Annotated in this window: 17 protein-coding genes; 10 read left to right on the forward strand and 7 right to left on the reverse strand. The window is 68.1% G+C overall.

Annotated features, from left to right (window positions below; all coding sequences use genetic code 11):
• Window positions 1-163 precede the first annotated feature (163 nt).
• Together QZ271_RS03615 and QZ271_RS03620 are read right to left on the reverse strand one after the other, a co-directional pair.
• Window positions 164-793 (reverse strand): histidine phosphatase family protein, encoded by a 630-nt coding sequence (locus QZ271_RS03615; protein ID WP_291429059.1) that lies wholly within the window; start codon window positions 791-793, stop codon window positions 164-166.
• The gene (locus QZ271_RS03620) at window positions 790-1,191 is read right to left on the reverse strand and encodes an acyl-CoA thioesterase (protein ID WP_291429153.1); all 402 of its coding nucleotides are present in this window, start codon (window positions 1,189-1,191) and stop codon (window positions 790-792) included. Before QZ271_RS03620 ends, QZ271_RS03615 begins: the two co-directional genes overlap by 4 nt.
• Window positions 1,192-1,772: 581 nt before the next feature.
• Between QZ271_RS03620 and QZ271_RS03625 the strand changes: the two genes are divergently transcribed.
• The 6 genes from QZ271_RS03625 (at window position 1,773) to QZ271_RS03650 (ending at window position 7,841) form a co-directional block, all read left to right on the forward strand.
• The gene (locus tag QZ271_RS03625; RefSeq protein ID WP_291429061.1) at window positions 1,773-2,909 is read left to right on the forward strand and encodes an ABC transporter substrate-binding protein; all 1,137 of its coding nucleotides are present in this window, start codon (window positions 1,773-1,775) and stop codon (window positions 2,907-2,909) included.
• A gap of 234 nt (window positions 2,910-3,143) precedes the next feature.
• Window positions 3,144-4,010, forward strand: coding sequence for a branched-chain amino acid ABC transporter permease (locus QZ271_RS03630; protein ID WP_291429063.1), 867 nt, complete (start codon window positions 3,144-3,146; stop codon window positions 4,008-4,010).
• A 2-nt stretch (window positions 4,011-4,012) separates the two neighbouring features.
• A complete protein-coding gene (locus QZ271_RS03635) occupies window positions 4,013-5,083 on the forward strand; it encodes a branched-chain amino acid ABC transporter permease (RefSeq protein WP_291429155.1) in 1,071 nt (356 codons plus the stop codon).
• Entirely contained in the window at window positions 5,076-5,897 is an 822-nt protein-coding gene (locus QZ271_RS03640; protein WP_291429064.1) for an ABC transporter ATP-binding protein, read from the forward strand. Before QZ271_RS03635 ends, QZ271_RS03640 begins: the two co-directional genes overlap by 8 nt.
• Complete coding sequence (locus tag QZ271_RS03645) at window positions 5,890-6,597, forward strand: ABC transporter ATP-binding protein (RefSeq protein WP_291429067.1); 708 nt, start codon at window positions 5,890-5,892, stop codon at window positions 6,595-6,597. Before QZ271_RS03640 ends, QZ271_RS03645 begins: the two co-directional genes overlap by 8 nt.
• Complete coding sequence (locus QZ271_RS03650; protein WP_291429069.1) at window positions 6,597-7,841, forward strand: serine hydrolase; 1,245 nt, start codon at window positions 6,597-6,599, stop codon at window positions 7,839-7,841. The genes QZ271_RS03645 and QZ271_RS03650 overlap by 1 nt, the downstream gene beginning before the upstream one ends.
• Before the next feature lie 100 nt (window positions 7,842-7,941).
• On the opposite strand, the gene QZ271_RS03655 is transcribed toward QZ271_RS03650, so the two are convergent.
• Together QZ271_RS03655 and QZ271_RS03660 are read right to left on the reverse strand one after the other, a co-directional pair.
• The gene (locus QZ271_RS03655; protein WP_291429071.1) at window positions 7,942-8,877 is read right to left on the reverse strand and encodes a heme o synthase; all 936 of its coding nucleotides are present in this window, start codon (window positions 8,875-8,877) and stop codon (window positions 7,942-7,944) included.
• Window positions 8,874-9,893, reverse strand: a complete 1,020-nt coding sequence (locus QZ271_RS03660) for a COX15/CtaA family protein (protein ID WP_291429072.1) — start codon at window positions 9,891-9,893, stop codon at window positions 8,874-8,876. Before QZ271_RS03660 ends, QZ271_RS03655 begins: the two co-directional genes overlap by 4 nt.
• A 149-nt stretch (window positions 9,894-10,042) precedes the next feature.
• Between QZ271_RS03660 and QZ271_RS03665 the strand changes: the two genes are divergently transcribed.
• The 3 genes from QZ271_RS03665 to panB all read left to right on the forward strand — a co-directional run bounded on the left by QZ271_RS03665 (window position 10,043) and on the right by panB (window position 12,739).
• Window positions 10,043-10,525: a DUF420 domain-containing protein gene (locus tag QZ271_RS03665; RefSeq protein WP_291429073.1), complete on the forward strand. Its 483-nt coding sequence runs from the start codon at window positions 10,043-10,045 to the stop codon at window positions 10,523-10,525.
• 47 nt (window positions 10,526-10,572) lie between these two features.
• Window positions 10,573-11,817, forward strand: a complete 1,245-nt coding sequence (locus tag QZ271_RS03670) for an MFS transporter (protein WP_291429075.1) — start codon at window positions 10,573-10,575, stop codon at window positions 11,815-11,817.
• Window positions 11,818-11,917: 100 nt separating this feature from the next.
• The gene (panB, locus tag QZ271_RS03675) at window positions 11,918-12,739 is read left to right on the forward strand and encodes a 3-methyl-2-oxobutanoate hydroxymethyltransferase (RefSeq protein ID WP_273989541.1); all 822 of its coding nucleotides are present in this window, start codon (window positions 11,918-11,920) and stop codon (window positions 12,737-12,739) included.
• A gap of 246 nt (window positions 12,740-12,985) precedes the next feature.
• Here panB and QZ271_RS03680 read toward each other — a convergent pair whose 3' ends face one another.
• The 3 genes from QZ271_RS03680 to QZ271_RS03690 form a co-directional block, all read right to left on the reverse strand.
• Window positions 12,986-14,323 carry a Glu/Leu/Phe/Val dehydrogenase gene (locus tag QZ271_RS03680; protein WP_291429079.1) on the reverse strand — a complete coding sequence of 446 codons (1,338 nt, stop codon included), beginning with the start codon at window positions 14,321-14,323 and terminating at the stop codon, window positions 12,986-12,988.
• A gap of 68 nt (window positions 14,324-14,391) precedes the next feature.
• Window positions 14,392-15,636 carry a Glu/Leu/Phe/Val dehydrogenase gene (locus tag QZ271_RS03685; RefSeq protein ID WP_291429081.1) on the reverse strand — a complete coding sequence of 415 codons (1,245 nt, stop codon included), beginning with the start codon at window positions 15,634-15,636 and terminating at the stop codon, window positions 14,392-14,394.
• Between the two features lie 720 nt (window positions 15,637-16,356).
• Window positions 16,357-17,334, reverse strand: a complete 978-nt coding sequence (locus tag QZ271_RS03690; RefSeq protein ID WP_291429083.1) for a polyprenyl synthetase family protein — start codon at window positions 17,332-17,334, stop codon at window positions 16,357-16,359.
• 296 nt (window positions 17,335-17,630) lie between these two features.
• On the opposite strand from QZ271_RS03690, the gene QZ271_RS03695 reads away from it, so the two are divergent.
• A complete protein-coding gene (locus QZ271_RS03695; protein ID WP_291429086.1) occupies window positions 17,631-18,215 on the forward strand; it encodes a hypothetical protein in 585 nt (194 codons plus the stop codon).
• Window positions 18,216-18,333: the final 118 nt, after the last annotated feature.

An 18,333-nucleotide genomic window follows, 5' to 3' on the forward strand; every position in this document is an offset into this window, starting at 1 on the left:
GGAAAGAGAAATGGAACGGATTTTAGCCGTCTGGGACGGCACTCGCCAGCATGTGGCTTAGAACTGAAAGATGTCAGTAGACGGACTTCGCGGGATGGAGCCGCAGGCGGCGCTTTCTCGATTGTGGCGCAGTGGAGCGGCAGTCCGTATCAGACCTGCCCGGTCAGCTACCTTCGAGGTGGGCGTGGTCGTTGTAGGTCACCAGGGTCCAGCGGCCCTGCGTGCGGGTCAGGGTGCTGAGGCTGGTGTGGGCCAGCTGGTAGTTGAAGGGCAGCACGTAGCCGGGAACGGGCCGGGCGGGCCAGTCGAACAGGTCGCACAGCAGGGCGCGGATGGCGGCGCCGTGCGTAAAGGCGATCACGCGGCCCGGCGAGAGTTCTTCGGCCCAGTCGCGCAGCCGCTCGCCGACCTGTTGCAGGCTCTCGCCGCCCCCGGGGGCGGGCAGGGTCCAGGGGTCGCGCTGCCAGTCGTGGTAGGCGGGGTCAGCCTGGACCTCGCTGGTGGTGACGCCCTCGAACTGCCCGAAGTTCAGTTCGCGCAGGCGGGGGTCGAGGGTCAGGGGCTGGCCGGGCCGGGTCAGTTCGGCGGTGCGGGCGGCGCGGCTCAGGTCGCTGCTGTGCGTCTGGTCAAAGGCGCGCCCCCGCAGCCGGGCGTGCAGGCTCGCGGCCTGCGTTTCGCCCAGGGCGCCCAGGGGGGTGTCGGTCCAGCCCTGCCAGCGGCCCGCGCCGTTCCAGTCGGTCGCGCCGTGGCGGACCAGGGTCAGGTGCAGCGCGGCCGGGGTGGAGGAGGTCAAGGGCGGGCCTGGTGGTCCGGGTGGACGCTGCTGCTGTCGTGCCCGTCGGCCAGGGCGGGGACGGGCCGGGGGCGGCGGTGATCGTCGAGTGCCACGAACACGAAGTACCCGGTGGTGGCGAGTTCCTGCTCGCCGGTGGGCATGTCCTCGCGGTACACGTCCACGCGGATGGTCATGCTGCTGCGCCCGACCTTCACGACCTGCGCGTCGAGGGCCACGGCGTCGCCCACGCGGATGGGCACGTGGAAGTCCACGCCGTCCATGCGGGCAGTCACGACGTTCCCCCCGGCGTGCCGCACGGCGGCGATGCTGGCGGCCTTGTCCATCAGGGACAGGACCCAGCCGCCAAAAGCTGTGCCGTGGTAGTTGGTGTCCTTGGGAAAGACCAGTTCCAGCATGCGGGCGCGGCTGCGGGGGGCCGTGTTGCGGGTGGGAGCAGAGGTGGGTGCGGGGTCGGGAGCGAAGTCGGTCACAGCTCATCAGTGTAGATCATCCGCGCAGAACCCGCCGGGCGCGACTGGGCGGGGGCGGAACAGGCAGGATCATACGAACTGCGGTTGATTCGGACCTGCGCCGATTGATATGGACTGCGGCTGTATCGCCGACAACCCAGAAGGTCGCCGGATGGCCAGCTCCACGTCCGGAACCCGCCCTGCTCCCACTCGCTTCGCTCGGATGAAAGGGTCTTGGCAGCCTCTTCAACCCGGAGTCCGGATGAGTCCGAGCGAATGCGAGTAGGAACAGCAGACGCCCCTTTGCAGAGTGGCGCGCAGCGCGTACCAGACGGGGCTGAGGGCCTGCCGGCCGGGTGGCCCCGCCAGGGTATGAAACGGGCGTCCAGTGTAGACCGACCGTGACATGCGTGATTGACACCCTTCCAGTCCCGTGCAACCATGGTCTGCACCCACAACTTGTACTGTGTTCAGCGTTTCAGGTAGGACAGCTGGTGTCCTTACCGCGCTGGCAGCGGGAGGTCCCTATGAAGAAACGTCTCCTTTTTCCTACCCTGTTCGCCGTCATGGCCGGGTCCGCCCTGGCCGATCAGGTCGTGAACATCGGCTTCTCTGCTCCCCTGTCGGGTGGCGCGGCCTTCTACGGCAAGGATGTCCAGAGCGGCCTTGACATGGCCATCGGCGAGCTGAACAAGTCCGGCATGACCGTCAAGGGCGAGAAGGTCACCTTCAAACTCGTGGCCCTCGATGACCGTTACCTGCCCAACGAGACGGCCACCAACGTCAAGCGCCTGACCAGTCAGGGCATCAACATCATTTTCGTGCCGCACGCCGGTGGGATCCTGACCGTGCAGCCCATGACCACCCGCGACCCGCAGTTCCTGCTGGTGGCGTACTCCAGCGAACCGAAGATCCTCGACGCGAACAACCCGATGACCTTCATGCTGCCCCCCCGCTACGACAACTACCTGCAGCCGTTCGTGAGCACGCAGATGAAAGCCTTCGGTAAGAAACTGGCCCTGGTCGGCACCACCAGCGCGTACGGCAAGCAGTGGACCGAGTCGATCAGCGGCGAGTGGAAAAAGCAGGGCGGCACGGTCGGCGGGAACAACGGGGTGGATTACAACACCACCGTGGATTACAGCAGCGCCGTTACCAAGGCGCTGGCCGAGAAACCCGACGTGATGTTCATCGGCGGGCCCAGCCAGCCGACCGCGCTGGTCGTGAAGGCCGCGCGCGAGCAGGGCTTCAAGGGCGGGTTCATCATGATGGATCAGCCGAAATTCGAGCAGATGGAGACCATCGTGCCGCGCGCGTACCTGAACGGCAGCGTGGGCGTGCTGCCCATCACGGAATTCCCAGGCACGCAGGTGTTCGTCGCGCAGTACCAGCGCCTGTACAAGAAGCCCCCCACCAGTGAAGCCGCGATGAACTACATGGGGGTGAACGTGCTGGCCAAGGCCATGGAACTGGCTGGTACGACCACGGACGCCACCGCCATCCGCGCCAAGCTGAACGACGCTGCCAAGGCGATCCCGCGGAACAAGAGCGTGTATAAGCTGTACGGTGTGACCGCCAACGGCCACATGGATTCCGAGTTCATCGTGGCGAGCGTCAAGGACGGCAAATACACCCGTCTGCGCCTGACCAAGACCTTCAAGTAAGTCGCTCGGGCCGGGGTACCCTCTCGCGGTGCCGGCAACCGCCGTTCCCGGACTCTTCTGGACTGCACGAGCGCGCCCCGCTATCTGCCGGGCGCGCCCGTTTCTTACGCCTCCCGCTCTCTGCTGCCTGTTCGCTGTACTGGCCGTGACTGCTCTGGCGATAGCTGCGCTGGCGATAGCTGGCCTGACCGCACGCCCGTAACGGCGAACTTCCACCCCTGAAGGAGTCCTGTTTTGACCATTGTGCTGCAACAACTTTTCAATGCCCTGGCGCTGGGCGGCGTGTACGCCCTGGTCGCGCTGGGGCTCACGCTGGTGTACGGCGTGATGCGCGTTCCGAACTTCGCGCACGGCGGCCTGTACATGCTCGGCGCGTACCTGACCTACGCGTCGCTAGACCGCCTGGGCGTGGGGTACGTTCCGGCCCTGATCATCGCGGCGCTGGGCGTAGCGCTGCTGGCCGCGCTGCTGGAACGCCTGATCTTCTACCCGCTGCGTGACGCGCCGCACGTGCATCCCATGATCGCGGCCATCGGGGTCCTGTTCTTTCTGGAGGCGCTGATCTCGCACCCCAGCGTGTTCGGGCCGGACTTCAAGCAGATTGCCGAGCCACTGCCGGGCATCCTGAATCTGGGCGGCGTGACCCTCACGTGGCAGCGGCTGCTGATCATCGTGGCCAGCCTGCTGGTCATGTGGGGCCTGAACTTCTTCCTGAAACGCACCCTGACCGGCGCGACCATCGAGGCCATGAGTCAGAACCGCGAGGGCGCGCGGATGGTGGGCATCAATACCAACCGGGTGGGCATGCTGACCTTCGCGATCAGCGGGGCGCTGGCGGCGGTAGCGGCGGCGCTCGTCGCGCCGATCAACGCGGTCACGCCCGCCATGGGTGAGGTCATGAACCTCAAGGTGTTCGCGATCATCATTCTGGGCGGCATGGGCAGCGTGCCCGGCGCGATCGTGGGCGCGTTCCTGCTGGCGTTCACCGAGGTGTTCGGCGGCTTCTACATCAGCCTGGACTTCGCGGACCTGATCGGGTTCACCATGCTGGTGATCGTGCTGGCCATCCGCCCGCAGGGCCTGTTTCAGAGGGGCACGTGAACGTGAACGGAGCTAAAAGAGGGAAAGGCCTGAGTGTGGGCCGGGTCATCTGGCCGGCACTGTTCATCCTGGCGGCGCTGGTGCCGCTGTTCAGTCCCAGCGGGTACGCGCTGGACATCGGCGTGAACATCATGATCTGGGCCATGCTGGCGTACGGCCTGAACGTGATGCTGGGCTTCACCGGGCTGCTACCGCTGGCGCACGCCGGGTTCTTCGGGATCGGGGCGTACACGGTGGGCATCCTGACCCTGAAAGTCGGCTGGAGTTTCTGGCTGGCGTGGCCGGTCGCCGTGGCGCTGTGCGCACTGGTGGGGCTGCTGCTGGGCCTCGTGGCGTTCCGCACGAAAGGGGACGCCTTCTCGATCTTCACGCTGGGCGTGGGCGTGATCATCATGCTGGTCATCAACAAGTGGGACGCCCTGACCGGCGGGAACGACGGCCTGAACGGCGTGATGCCCCCGGCCGGACTGGAGGCGTTCTCGAAGGCGCTGGGCCTGAAGCTCTCCAGCGGCTTCTACCTGCTGGCGCTGGTCAGTCTGGCCGTGACGGTGCTGGTCGTCGCGCGCGCCCGCTACAGCACCTTCGGCCTGTCCCTGATCGCCATCCGGGGCGGCGAGGACCTTGCCCGCAGCGCCGGGATCAACGTGTTCACGCACAAGCTGCGCGCCATGATGCTCTCGACCGCCATCGCGGGCTTCGCGGGCGGCCTGTACGCCGTGTTCGTGGGCTTCCTGGGCGCCGCCGTGACCGGACCCACCACGACCTTCACGGTGCTGCTGTACCTGCTGGTGGGGGGGCTGGGCACGCTGGCGGGGCCGCTGGTCGGCACGGCCATCATCTACAGCCTGACCCAGACCCTCAAGGGACTGGAAGACTACCAGTACATCGTGTTCGGGCCGATGCTGGTGCTGCTGGTCATGTTCGCTCCGCACGGACTGGCGGGCCTGTGGGCGCGCCTGCGTGCCCGACTGAGTGCCCGCCGCGCCGCGCCGCCCGCACAGACCCCCGATCAGACCCCCGATCAGTCCCCCGATCAGTCCCCCGACCAGACCAAGGAGGTCAACCGTGCTTGACGTTCAGGACCTCGGCATCCGTTTCGGCGGACTGGACGCCGTGAAAGACGTGACGGCCAGCATTCCCACCGGGCAGATCACAGCCATCATCGGGCCGAACGGCGCGGGCAAGAGCACCTTCTTCAACCTGATCAGCGGCTTCTACCAGCCGACCTCGGGCAGCATCCGCTTTGCCGGTGAGGACATCACGCGCCTGAAAACGCATGAGGTCGTCTCGCGCGGCATTGCCCGCACCTTCCAGACGACCACCATCTACCGGGAACTGTCGGTGCTGGAAAACGCCATGATCGGCCACCGGGTCCGCACGCGCGCCGGGCTGCTCGACGCGCTGCTGCGGACCGGCCGTGAACGGCAGGACGTGCAAGGCAGCCGCGACGGGGCCATACAGGCCCTGACCCGCGTGGGACTGGCCGCGCAGGCTCACCTGCCCGCCGGGGCACTCACGCAGGAAGGGCAGAAACGCGTCGGGATCGCCATGGCGCTGTCCAGCGACCCGAAACTGCTGCTGCTGGACGAACCGGCCGCCGGCATGAACCCCGAGGAGACCGTGAACCTGATGGCCCTGATCCGCGAACTGGTGGCGGGCGGCCTGACGGTCGCGCTCGTGGAACACAAGATGAGCCTCGTGATGGGCCTCGCGGACCGCATCGTGGTGCTGCACCACGGGCAGAAGATCGCGCAGGGCACGCCCGCGCAGGTCAGCCGCGACCCGGCCGTGATCGAGGCGTACCTCGGGTCGCACGCGCACGGCGGTCAGATGGGCCAGACCACCCCGGCAGACCTCACGCTGGACAAGGGAGGCGCGCATGCTTGAGGTCCGCGACCTGAGCGTGAAGTACGGGCATTTCATGGCGCTGCGCGGCGTGAACCTGACTGTGCAGCCCGGCGAGATCGTGGTGCTGCTCGGCGCGAACGGCGCGGGCAAGAGCACGCTGTTCCGCACCCTGAGCGGCCTGCAACGCTCCAGCGGTGGCAGCGCCACCTGGAACGGCACGGCCCTCACGACCGGCCGCCCGGAGTTCAACGTGGCGCACGGCGTGGCGCAGTGCCCGGAAGGCCGCCTGCTGTTCCCGGACCTGAGCGTCGAGAAGAACCTGCGCCTGGGAGCCTTCGTGCACCGCCGGGACGCCAGCGGCACCGCGCGGGAACTGGAACGCATCTACGAACTGTTCCCCGCGCTGGTCGAAAAACGCGGCGCGCCCGCCGGGAGCCTGTCCGGCGGGCAGCAGCAGATGGTCGCCATTGCCCGCGCGCTGATGGCCCGCCCGCAACTGCTGCTGCTGGATGAACCCAGCCTGGGCCTGGCACCACTGGTCGTTGAACAGGTGTTCCAGGCGGTGCAGCGCGTGAACAACGATGGCGTCTCGGTGCTGCTGGCCGAGCAGAACGCCTTCGCGGCGCTGGGCATCGCGCACCGTGGCTACGTGCTCGAGGGCGGCCAGATCACGCTGGACGGCCCGCAGCAGGCGCTGATGACCGACGACCGCGTGCGCAGCGCGTACCTGGGCGTCTGATGACCTCCCCGGCGGTCCCGGCTGTCCGGCAGGGCGTGTCACTGGAGCGTCTCGCCCGCTGGGAAGCGCACCTGAAGACCCGGTACCTGGACACCGGCATCCTTCCGAACGCCCTGACCCTGGTGTACCGCCGGGGCGAGACCGTGCACCAGCACGCGCAGGGCCTCGCGGACGTGGAGGGAAGCGTGCCGCTGCGGGACGATCACATCTTCCGCATCTACTCCATGACCAAACCCATCACCAGCCTCGCGTTCATGATGCTGGTCGAGGACGGCCTGACCACCCTGAGCGACCCGGTCAGCAGCGTCCTGCCGGAGTGGTCGAAGCTGGGCGTGTGGACCGGCGGCACGCACGGCAGTTTCACGCGCAAGGCGCCGCGCCGCCCCATGCAGATGGTGGACCTGCTGCGCCACACGGCCGGCCTGAGTTACCACATTCAGCAGGGCGGGCACCTGGACGCCACGTACCGTCAGCTGGGCCTGGGCGTGAAAACCACCCTGCCGGAATTCGTCGCGGCCCTGGCGGACCTGCCGCTGGAACACGAGCCGGGCGAGCACTGGCACTACTCGGCCGCCACTGACGTGCTCGGGTACGTGATCGAACGCCTGAGCGGACAGCCGTTCGAGACGTTCGTGCACAGCCGCATCCTCGGGCCGCTGGGCATGACCGACACGGCCTTCGAGGTTCCGGCCGACAAACTGGCCCGCTTCATGCCCTGCTACGCCCTGACCCCGCAGGGACGCGTGCTGTTCGACCCGGCTGCCGGACGCTTCGCGCGGCCGCCCCGCTTCGTGTCCGGCGGGGGCGGGCTCGTCTCGACGGCCGCCGACTACCTGCGGCTGTGCCGCCTGTTCCTGCGCGGCGGCGAACTGGACGGCACGCGCCTGATCAGCCCCAAGACCCTGGAACTCATGACCCGCAACCACCTGCCCGGCGGGGCCGACCTGGCCCGCATGGCCCTCTCGCCCATCGCCGTACCTGAATCCAGCGCCGCCGGGGTGGGTTTCGGACTGGGATTCGCGGTCACGCTGGACCCCGTGCGCACCATGCGCGCCGGAAACGCCGGGGACTACTCGTGGGGCGGCGCGGCCGGCACGTACTTCTGGATCGACCCGGTCGAGGATCTCGCCGTGATCTTCATGACCCAGCTGCTGCTCTCCCCCGACCGGGTCCGCGACGACCTGCGCACCTTCGTGTACGCCGCCCTGACCGACACGCCCACCACACCCCACAGCCTCGCCTGATAGAGCTTGCGTCCGCTTCGCAGGCAACCCGGAAGAACGCCGGAGGGCTCATACGGACTCGGATTGAATGGGCTTTGCAGCCCATTGATCCGAGTCCGTATTACAGCAGGTGAGCGAATACCATGCGGTCTGCCGCGCCTGCCACGAACAGCAGCGCCAGGTACAGCATCGAGTACAGGTAGAGTGGCACGGCCACGCGCCGCTCGACCTTGTGACCGCCCATGACGTGCCGGTACAGCCGCCACGACAGCACCAGGAGCCACGCGCCCAGCCCGGCCGCCGCAACGAAGTAGATCACGCCTACCTCGCGGAAGAACACTGGCATCAGCGATAGCACCACCGTGTAGATGGCGTACAGACCGATCTGTGCGACCGTCAGTTTGTCGCCGTGCACCACGGGCAGCATGGGAATCCCGACCTCGCGGTACTCTTCTTTGATCATCAGGGCCAGCGCCCAGAAGTGCACGGGCGTCCAGAAGAAGATGATGGCGAACAGGAACCACGCGAACAGGTTCAGCTCGCCTGTCACGGCCGCCCAGCCCACCAGCGGCGGGAAGCATCCGGCCGCGCCGCCCAGCACGATGTTGTGCCAAGTGTTGCGCTTGAGCAGTTGCGTGTACACCACCACGTACGTCAGGAAGCCCGCCAGGCTCATCCAGGCGGCCAGCGGCGTGGCCCACACCCACAGCATCACGAATGACAGCACCTGCAGGGTCCCGCCGAAGATCGCGGCGCTGCGCGTGCTGATCAGGCCGCTGGTCGTGGGCCGCTGCGCCGTGCGCGCCATCTTGATGTCGATATCGCGGTCGATGATCATGTTGAACACGCCCGCCGAGCCTGCCGAGGCGTACCCGGCCACGCTGACCACCAGCAGCAGCCACCCGCCCGGCCAGCCGCGCTCGGCCATGAACATGGCCGTCACGGTCGTCCAGAGCAGCAGGCTGATGACCTTCGGCTTGGTCAGCGACAGGTAGTCGCGCCAGGTGGCGCGCGCCCGTGGGGCTCCGGCGTTCGCCGGAATGGATTCGGTCGTCATACGTTCACTTCCCTTGATCGGCCCTGCCCGGCGGGCGGGGTGCTGTGGCCCGCCGCGCGGGGCTGCACCCGCAGCGCACTCAGGGCGCGGTACACCAGCATAACCGTCACCAGCCACAGTGCGCACGCCAGCAGCAGGTGCGTCAGTTGCATCCACGCCGGGGCTTTCAGGGCCACGTTCGAGAAGCCCGCTACCATCTGCGCGGCCAGCAGCGCCCACACGGCCGCGCTCCAGCGGTTCGTCTCGGCGCCCGGCCGTTCGCGGCGCAGGAACACGCCCAGCCACACCAGGAATGCGCTGGTCAGCACGGCCAGCATGGGGTGCACCACCCGCAGGTTCTCGATCACGCCCGCCGTCCCCGCGAAGTCACGCTTGACCGTCTCGATGGGCGTGCTGCCGTCGGCCGGGAGGAACAGCAGGTCGCCCAGCGCCGTGACCGCGCCCGCCATGCCCAGCACCAGCAGCAGGCCCAGGCCCACGTAGCTCCACGCGCCCACCAGCCCCTGACGCCGCAGCCGCAGGCCCGGCGCGCCCGACGCCCACAGCGCCGTGAGCAGCAGCGCGCCCAGCAGCAGGAACGTGTTCGCTAGGTGGACGCCCTGCACGAATCCGCGCGCCGGATCGGTACTCTGGGCGGTCAGGCCCAGCAGGACCTGCACGCCGCCGACCAGTCCCTCCAGGATGATCAGGCCCAGGCTCAGGGCAGCCCCGAAGCGCGCTGGGTGCCCGCGCCCCGTGGAACGGAATGCCAGAAAGACCAGCGTGATGGCGAGCAGGCCACTGGCCCCGCTGGTCAGGCGGTGACTGAATTCGATGACCGTGTGCAGCGTGGGGCTCTGCGGGACGACCACGCCGTTACACAGCGGCCAGTGGTCCCCGCAGCCCGCCCCGGCCCCGCTGATGCGCACGACCGCGCCCCACAGGATCACCAGCACGTTATAGATCAGAGCCGCCCAGGCCAGCCGGGGGAGCCAAGCGCCCGCAGCCGCGCGGGGAACTGTCAGCGTTCCACTCATGTTTCACCTTCCTCGCCGCCAGGGCACCCTGGCGGGGCGGCGGTCAGCGCCTCGCATTCTACCCGCCTCCCCTGGCAGCCGATTGTCCCCCGCCGCCCCGGGAACGGCGGACACCTGCCCTGCACCCCGCCCCGTACACTGAGGCCGATATGGCGGAAACGATCAACCAGTGGGCGGTCATCACGATCGTCCTGAGCGGCCTGGCCCTGTGTGTGGGCGTGTACCTCATCCGGCGCGGCATGCGTGAGGCGCACATGCGCGCCATGATCGTCGCCACGTCCCTGGCGACCATCTTCCTGGTCCTGTACCTGACCCGCCTGGGCCTGGGCTACGAGAAGAAGTACGCGGGACCCGAGGAGTGGCGCACGGCGTACTTCGCGCTGCTGATCAGTCACATTATCCTGGCCGCCCTGAACCTGCCGCTGGCCCTGGGAGCCCTGTGGAACGCCGTCAAGGGCCTGAAGGCCGCCGGGAACCTGGGGAACATCGACGCCCCGGCGGCGCGCGGCTACTTCAACCGGCACCGCGCGTGGGTGCGCTGGACGGTCCCGGTGTGGCTGTACGTGGCCGTGACCGGCTGGATCATCTACCTCGTGCTCCACCAGTACGGTGAGGTCATCAAGGGCGGGTAAGGCCCTTAGGGGCGGGTCGGTTCCGGCGCGGGCCTACACTGCGGAACGTGAAGCCCGCGCCCGCCTCTGCCCTGCCCGCCAACGTGCTGCACCTGCCGGAATTCCGGGCCATGCTGGTCGCCGCGGTGACCAGCACCCTGGCCAGCCGCGCCGTCGCCCTGACCGTCGCGTACCAGCTGTACCAGTTGACGAAAGACCCCCTGACGCTGGGAATCCTGGGGCTGGTCGAGGCGATCCCGGCCCTGAGCCTCGCGCTGCTGGGCGGTGTGGTCGCCGACCGCAATGACCGCCGCCGCATCCTGCTGGCCACCATCAGCGTGGAGGTCCTGTGCGCCGTTCTGTTCACGCTGTACGCCCCGCACGCGCCGCAACACGGCATCTGGCCGCTGCTGGCGCTGATCTTTACGCTGGGAATCGCACGCGGCTTTTCCGACCCGGCCCTCCCGGCCTTCCAGGCGCAGGTCGTGCCGCGTGAGCTGCTGCTGCGGGCCAGTGCGTGGCGGTCCAGTGCGTGGCAGGCCGCCGCCATCATCGGTCCCGCGCTGGGCGGCGTGCTGTACGCCTCGGTCGGTCCGGCCGGGGCGTACGCTTTCGCGGCCGCGCTGCTGGCCGTGTCGCTGGCGTGCGTGGCGTACGTGAAACCCAAACCCCTTCCGGCCTTCACACCCGGCGAGGCGTTCGTGGACAGCATCAAGGCCGGACTGGCCTTCGTGATGGCGCGGCAGGTGCTGGTGGGCAGCATGGCACTGGACCTGTTCAGCGTGCTGTTCGGCGGCGCGGTCGCCCTACTGCCGGTGTTCGCCAGCGATATCCTGCGGGTCGGGCCGACCGGGCTGGGCGTGCTGGTCGCCGCGCCGAGCGTGGGCGCCCTGGCCGTCATGCTGTACGCCACCCGCCGCCCGCCCGGCAAGGGCGCCGGGCGCACCCTGCTGCTGGCCGTGGCGGGCTTCGGCGTGTGCATGGTGGTGTTCGGTCTGTCCCAGAACTTCATGCTCAGCGTGGCCGCCCTGATCGCCGCTGGCCTGTTCGACGGTATCAGCATGGTCATCCGCAACGCCACGCTGCAACTGAAAACCCCGGATCACATGCGCGGCCGCGTGAACGCCGTCAGCGGCATGTTCATCGGAGCCAGCAATGAACTCGGCGCGTTCGAAAGTGGCGTCGCCGCCCGGCTGCTCGGCACGGGCCGCAGCGTCTGGGTGGGCGGCGTGGTCACGCTGATCGTCGTGGCCGTCACGGCCGCCCTGGCCCCCGAACTGCGCGCCATGAACCTCGCCGACATCGAAGACTGACCCGGACCGTGGTTGAACAGTCTGCACAAACCGTTCAATCCGATCGGAGCGAGGGGGGCGCAGTCCAGAAGCGCGCGGCGTGACCTGCTACCCTGCCCGCATGAAACGCAGCATTCCGGAGTTGCAGCACTCCGCCGCGCCGCTGGTGATGGTCACTGCCTACGATTACCCCGGTGGGCGGCACGCCGAGGCGGCCAGCGTGGACCTGATCCTGGTGGGCGACAGCCTGGGCAACGTGGTGCTGGGCTACGACAGCACCGCGCCGGTCACGCTGGGCGACATGATCCACCATGCCCGCGCGGTGCGGCGCGGCGCTCCCGGCACGTTCATGGTCGTGGACCTGCCGTTCGGCACGTACCACACGGGCGTGCAGGACGCCATGCGCAGCGCCGTGCGGGTCATTCAGGAGACGGGCGCGGACGCCATCAAGATGGAGGGCGCCACGCCCGAAATCCTTCAGGTGGTGCAGACCCTGACCCGCAACGGCATTCCCGTGATGGGTCACGTGGGCCTGATGCCGCAGACCGCGACCGCGCAGGGTGGCCTGCGCGTGCAGGGCAAGGACGACGAGACAGCCCGCGCGACCCTGGAAGGGGCCGTGGCGCTGGAGGCCGCCGGGGCGTTCAGTGTGGTGCTGGAGGCCATTCCGGCACGACTGGCGAACCTGATCAGCGAACGCCTGAGCGTGCCCACCATCGGCATCGGGGCGGGCGTGGGCTGCGACGGGCAGGTGCTCGTCACACACGACCTGCTGGGCGTGTACGAGGGCGAGGACAAGAAGATCGCCAAACGCTACGCCGAGGTGGGCCGCCTGTCCCGCGAGGCCATCGAAACCTACGCCGCCGAAGTCCGCGCCCGCGCCTTCCCCACCCGCGAGAACTCCTTCGTCATGAAAGACGACGTGCTGGGCAAACTGTACTGATACGGACTCGGATTGAAGGGGCTTTGCAGTCCCTTCAATCCGAGCGAAGCGAGTGGGAGACAAGCGAGTGGAAGACAAGCGGGTTCCGGGCGTGGAGTTGGCAATCCGGTGAAGTTCCGGACTGTCAGCGAAACAGACGGCAGTCCGGATGAGCTTGCCCTGCTGGGCAGGTTCCATGGTTGAACGTCGATGGGTGCCGGAGTCGTTCCCGCGCTCCGTCTCCCATCAACGTTCAACCATCGTCCCTCACGGGTACAGGCCGCGCAGGGCGCGCGCTTCGAGAACGCGCGTGCAGGCGACGATGTACACGGCAGTGCGCAGGGTCACGCCGTGCTGCTCCTTGACGGCCCAGAGGCTCAAGAAGGCTTCGCTCATGATGCGGTCGAGGCGTTTGTTGATCTCGTCCTCGGTCCAGAAGAACGAGCTGAAGTCCTGCACCCACTCGAAGTACGAGACGGTCACGCCGCCCGCGTTGGCCAGCACGTCCGGGACGACGGTCACGCCGCGCTCGGCGAGCAGGTCGTCGGCGGCGGGAATGGTGGGGCCGTTGGCGCCCTCGACGATCAGGCGGGCCTTGATGCGCCCGGCGTTGTCCAGCGTGATCTGTTTTTCCAGGGCGGCGGGGATCAGCACGTCGCAGTCCACGTCCCAGAACTCGTCGCGTTTCAGTTCCTCGGTGCCGGGCAGGCCCAGGATGAAGCCGGAGCGGCGCAGGTGCCCGAGCGCGGCGGCCGGGTCGATGCCGGCGCTGGAGTACACCGAGCCGGTCACGTCCTGAATGGCCACGATCCGCGAGCCGTGCTCATGGAAGATGCGCGCGGCGGCCTCACCGACGTTCCCGAAGCCCTGCACGGCCACCCGCGCACCTTCGAGGGGCATGCCGAGTTTCTTCATGGCCTCGGCGCCCGAGACGAACACGCCGCGCCCGGTAGCGTCCGCGCGGCCCAGGCTGCCGCCCAGCGACACGGGTTTGCCGGTCACGACGCCGGTCGCAGTGCGGCCCACGTTCATGGAGTACGTGTCCATCATCCAGGCCATGGTCTGCGGGTTGGTGTTCACGTCCGGCGCGGGAATGTCCTTTTCCGGGCCGATGATCAGGCCGATCTCGGTGGTGTAGCGGCGGGTCAGGCGTTCGAGTTCCCCGGCAGAGTACCCGCGCGGATCGATGCGGATACCGCCCTTGCCGCCGCCGTACGGGAGGTTCACGGCGGCGTTCTTGACGGTCATCCACGCCGAGAGCGCCATGACCTCGCTGAGGGTCACGTCCTGGTGAAAGCGCACGCCGCCCTTGGCCGGGCCGCGTGAGGTGTTGTGCTGCACGCGGTAGCCCTCGAAGTGCGCGACCGTGCCGTCGTCGAGGTGAATGGGCACGTCCACGACCAGGATGCGTTTGGGCCGCTTGAGCGTCTCGACCCAGTACGCGAGTTTGCCCAGGTACGGCGTGACCCGCTCGACCTGTTCGAGGTAGATCTCGTACGGCCCGAGGTTGTTCGGGTCGAGGTAACTGGGAATGTCGTGCGCGCCGTACTTCTTCTGGGGCTGGTGGCCGGGGTCCTGATGGGCGGGGTCCTGGGTGGCGGTCATGGTGGGGCCTCCTTCGGAGGGGGGGGCAGGTGATGGTGGGGCAACGGGCTGGTGGGGCCGGGCGCGGGTTAGGGGTACAGGCCGCGCATGACGGTGGCGTTGTGCAGGCGGTTGAGCGCCAGGGCGTACGCGGCGGTGCGCATGTCAGTCTGGCGGGTGCGCATGAATTCCAGCACGGCGTCCACGGCGGCGTTCACGCGCACGTCAATGGCCGACTCGATCTCTTCTTCGCTCCAGAAGAAGTTGCTGGCATCCTGCACCCATTCGAGGTAGTTCACGACGACGCCGCCGATGCTGGCGATCAGGTCCGGGATGACCGTGACGCCCTGCGCGTGCAAGAAGCGTTCCGCGTCGGGCAGCACGGCGCGGTTGGTGGTTTCCACCACGTACCGGGCGCGCACGGCGTGGGCGTTCCCGGCGTTCACGCTGCCGTAGTCGTAGGCGAGCATCAGCAGGTCCACGTCCAGTTCGATGACCTCGTCGGCCGTGATGTCAGTGGCGAACCCACGCACCGTGCCGTTCGCCTCGCGGTAGGCGCTGAGGGCGTCGAGGTCCAGGCCGCTGCTGGCGTACGCCGCGCCGTCCTGGTCGCTGACGGCCACGATCAGGGCGCCGGCCGCCGCGAGGGTCTGCGCGGCCTTGCGGCCCCCGTCCCCGAAGCCGTACACGGCCACTCGGGCGCGCTCGACGGTCTCGCCGTTCTCGCGCAGGACGCGCGCGGCGACCAGCGCGGCGCTGCGGCCACGCGAGTCCTTGCTGCCGTAACTGCCGCCCAGCGCCAGGGGCTTACCGACCACCACGCCGCTGCTGGTCTGGCCCGTGTTCTCGTTGTGGGTGTCGAGCATCCAGGCCATGGCCTGCGCGTCCGTGCCGACATCGGGCGCCAGAATGTCCTCACTGTGGCCGATCAGTTCGACAAGTTCACTGGTGTAGCGGCGCAGCAGGCCCTCTAGCTCGTGGGCGCTGAGTTCGGTCGGGTCAACGTCCACGCCGCCCTTGGCGCCGCCGAGCGGCAGGTCGGCCACGGCCGCCTTGAGGGTCATGATCGCGGCGAGGACCTCGCACTCGTGGGCGCTGAGGCCCGCGTGCAGGCGTACCCCGCCCATGCTGGGGCCGCGTGAGGTGCTGTGAACGGTGCGGTAGCCCCGGAACACGCGGATACTGCCGTCGTCCATGCGGACCGGGAGGTTCACGCTAACCGTGCGCTTGGGGTACTTGAAGTACGCGAGGGACTGGTCGGTGACCTCGCAGTGGGGAAGTGCCTGCTGGAGTTGCTCCATGAGCCCCTGCCAGTTGAGTCCTGATGCCCGCATGAACGGTCTCCTTGGTCCTTCCGGGTCGGGAAGGCGGGTGGGTGCTTCCGGGGGAAGTCTCTGGTCCAGGAAGTCTCTGGTCCCGGAAGGTTGGTCCCGGAAGACTGGCCCGGGAAGACTGGCCCGGGAAGGTTGGGTGGTGAACGGAGGGGTTGGCTCCCGGAGCATACACGCCCCCGTGCAGTCGCATAGACAGGTGCGGGGCCTCGGTTGGCCTGCTGCCCGGGTGAGGTGAACGGATCGTACGCCCCAAGTTGTATCCAGTATTCAATCCGGCGTCAACCCCGGTGCAGCGCGCCCCTCACGCGCAAAACAGGAACCGTTTCCAGCGTGGCCCTCTTGCCTCTGGGTTCCCGGCGACCTGGCAAATGGCAGGTCGCGGCGAACAGACCTACCCTGCACACCCGGCTGCCGACCTGCTACCAAGCGTCCCGACCCGCAGGACACCACCCGAGGGGAACCGGCATGGTCCCTGCGCCGCACCCGGACCGGGGGGGCGCGCAACTGAACCGGACTGGGGGTAATTCGGTGCAGTCCCAGATCAATCTGGGCGGATGCGAGGAGGGACAACAGACGCCCATTTACGGTATGGAGCCGCAGGCGGTGCCCTCCTGACTGACGCGGACTGGAGCGCAGTCCATATCAGCCCAGCAGGCAGAGCAGAAACTGCGAGTGCGGGATCAACGCCCCATTGCAGCCTGGACGGTACTCCGGCGTGCGTCAGGTCAGGCGTTCAATCTCGCGCCGCGCCAGGCCTTCCAGCGCCGAGCGCGCTGGCGAGGACGGCAGCGCCCCCAGCGCCTCGATGGCCAGCCTTGCCCGGCGGCGAATCTCACCGCGCGTGTGTTCCAGCGCGCCTGACTGCGCGGCCAGCGTCCGCACGCGCTCCACGTCCCCCGGCTGCGCGGCCCGGCGTTCCACAATGGCGCGCACCTCGTCGGCGTGCGCGCCGTCCAGCAGCGCCAGCACGGGCAGCGTCGCCTTGCCCTCACGCAGGTCGCCGCCCACCGGCTTGCCGATCACGGCCTCCTCGCCCGACAGGTCCAGCAGGTCGTCTTGCATCTGAAAGGCCATGCCGTACTCGCGCCCGAACGTCGCCAGGGCCTCCTGGATGTGTGTGGGGGCGCCCAGCAGCACCGCCGGAGCCGACGCTGCCAGTTGGGTCAGGGCGGCCGTCTTGCCGTGAATCACTTGCAGGTAATGGCGGAGTTCGTACTCCTGGTACGCCGCGAGCTGAAACTGCAGCACCTCGCCCTCGCAGATCACGCTGGCCGTCTGCCCGAACAGGCGCGTCAGGACTGGCCCCCCCGGCAGGCCCGACAGCAGCACGAGCAGCCGCGACAGCATGAAATCACCACTCATGACGCTCACCACGTTCCCGAAGCGACGGAAGGCCGCCTGCTGACCCCGCCGCGTATCGGCGTCGTCGATCAGGTCGTCGTGCAGCAGTGACGCCGAGTGCAGCAGTTCCACACCCACGCCCAGGTCCAGCACGTCACTCCATCCGCCCGGCCCGCCGGGACGTGCGCCCAGCGCCTGCGCGGCCAGCAGGACCAGCGTGGGCCGCACGCGCTTGCCGCCCGCCGCGACCAGATCATCACCGATCAACTCGATGAACTCCACGTCAGAGCGCAGCACCTCACGCAGACGCGCGTCGAACGTCGCATCCGGAACGCACAGGTCCGCCACACCAGTCATGAACGCAGTATAGGAAACGCAGGTGGGGCAAAACGTACCGCTCACCTCTAAGACGGATTCCGATTGATTCGCTGCAATCCTGAAGCAATCCGAGCGGATGCGAATGGGAACAAGAGACGGATGCCGGGCATGGTGGTGGCACCCCGGTACGGTTCCCGGTTATGAACGAAACGGACGGCCGTCCCTAAGGCAGCCAGCTGCCACCTGCCCCGCCACCCGAACATGAAGCAAATGCCGGGGCGACCCTGCCCGCTTGTCCCTCGCCAGTCACATGCTCCTCATGGTAAAACCCTGGTATGGAAAGTGTCGTTGCTCTCTTCCGCGAACCCCAGCAGGCGCAGGGCGTCTTGCAGGCCCTGCAACAGCGTGGCTTCGAACGCGAACACCTCGGCTTCGCCCTGACCGACGTGGTCGCCGAGGAAGGCATCGCCCAGAACACCGGTGTCAGCCCCGAAGCTGGCGCGCCCGGCGGAAGTGCCAGCGTGCTGCGCGGCGCTTTTCTGGGCATGATCGGCGGCCTCGCCATCACCACGCCCATCTGGCTGCTGCTGCTGATCGTGCCCGTCACCCGTATTTTCCAGGAGGGCGGGCAGCTGGGGATGCTGTTCGGGGTGATCGGCGGCGGCGCTCTCGGGGCGCTGTTCGGCGCGCTGGCCGGCAGCGATCACGGCGACTACGTGAGCCTCCTGCGGCGCATGGGCGTCCCGGCGGCGCAGGCCGAGAAATTCTACGCCGGTCTCAAGGGCGGTCACGTCATGGTCATCGCCCGCGACCCCAGCGGCGCCCGCACCGACGAGGCCCTGAGCCTCATGCGCAAGCACGGCGCCATTAAACTCGACGACGCTGTTGGCGGCGGCCAGCTTCAGAGCGAACGCCACTGAACCAGTCGGCAGTCCGGGCGGCCCAGTCGAGGTCACTGGGCCGCCCGTTCGTTGATGGAGGGGAGCGGATGACGAAGTCATACGGACTCCGATTGAAGGGACTGCAAAAACTCTTCAA

This window comes from Deinococcus sp. (genome assembly GCF_018260555.1).
Taxonomy (GTDB): domain Bacteria; phylum Deinococcota; class Deinococci; order Deinococcales; family Deinococcaceae; genus Deinococcus.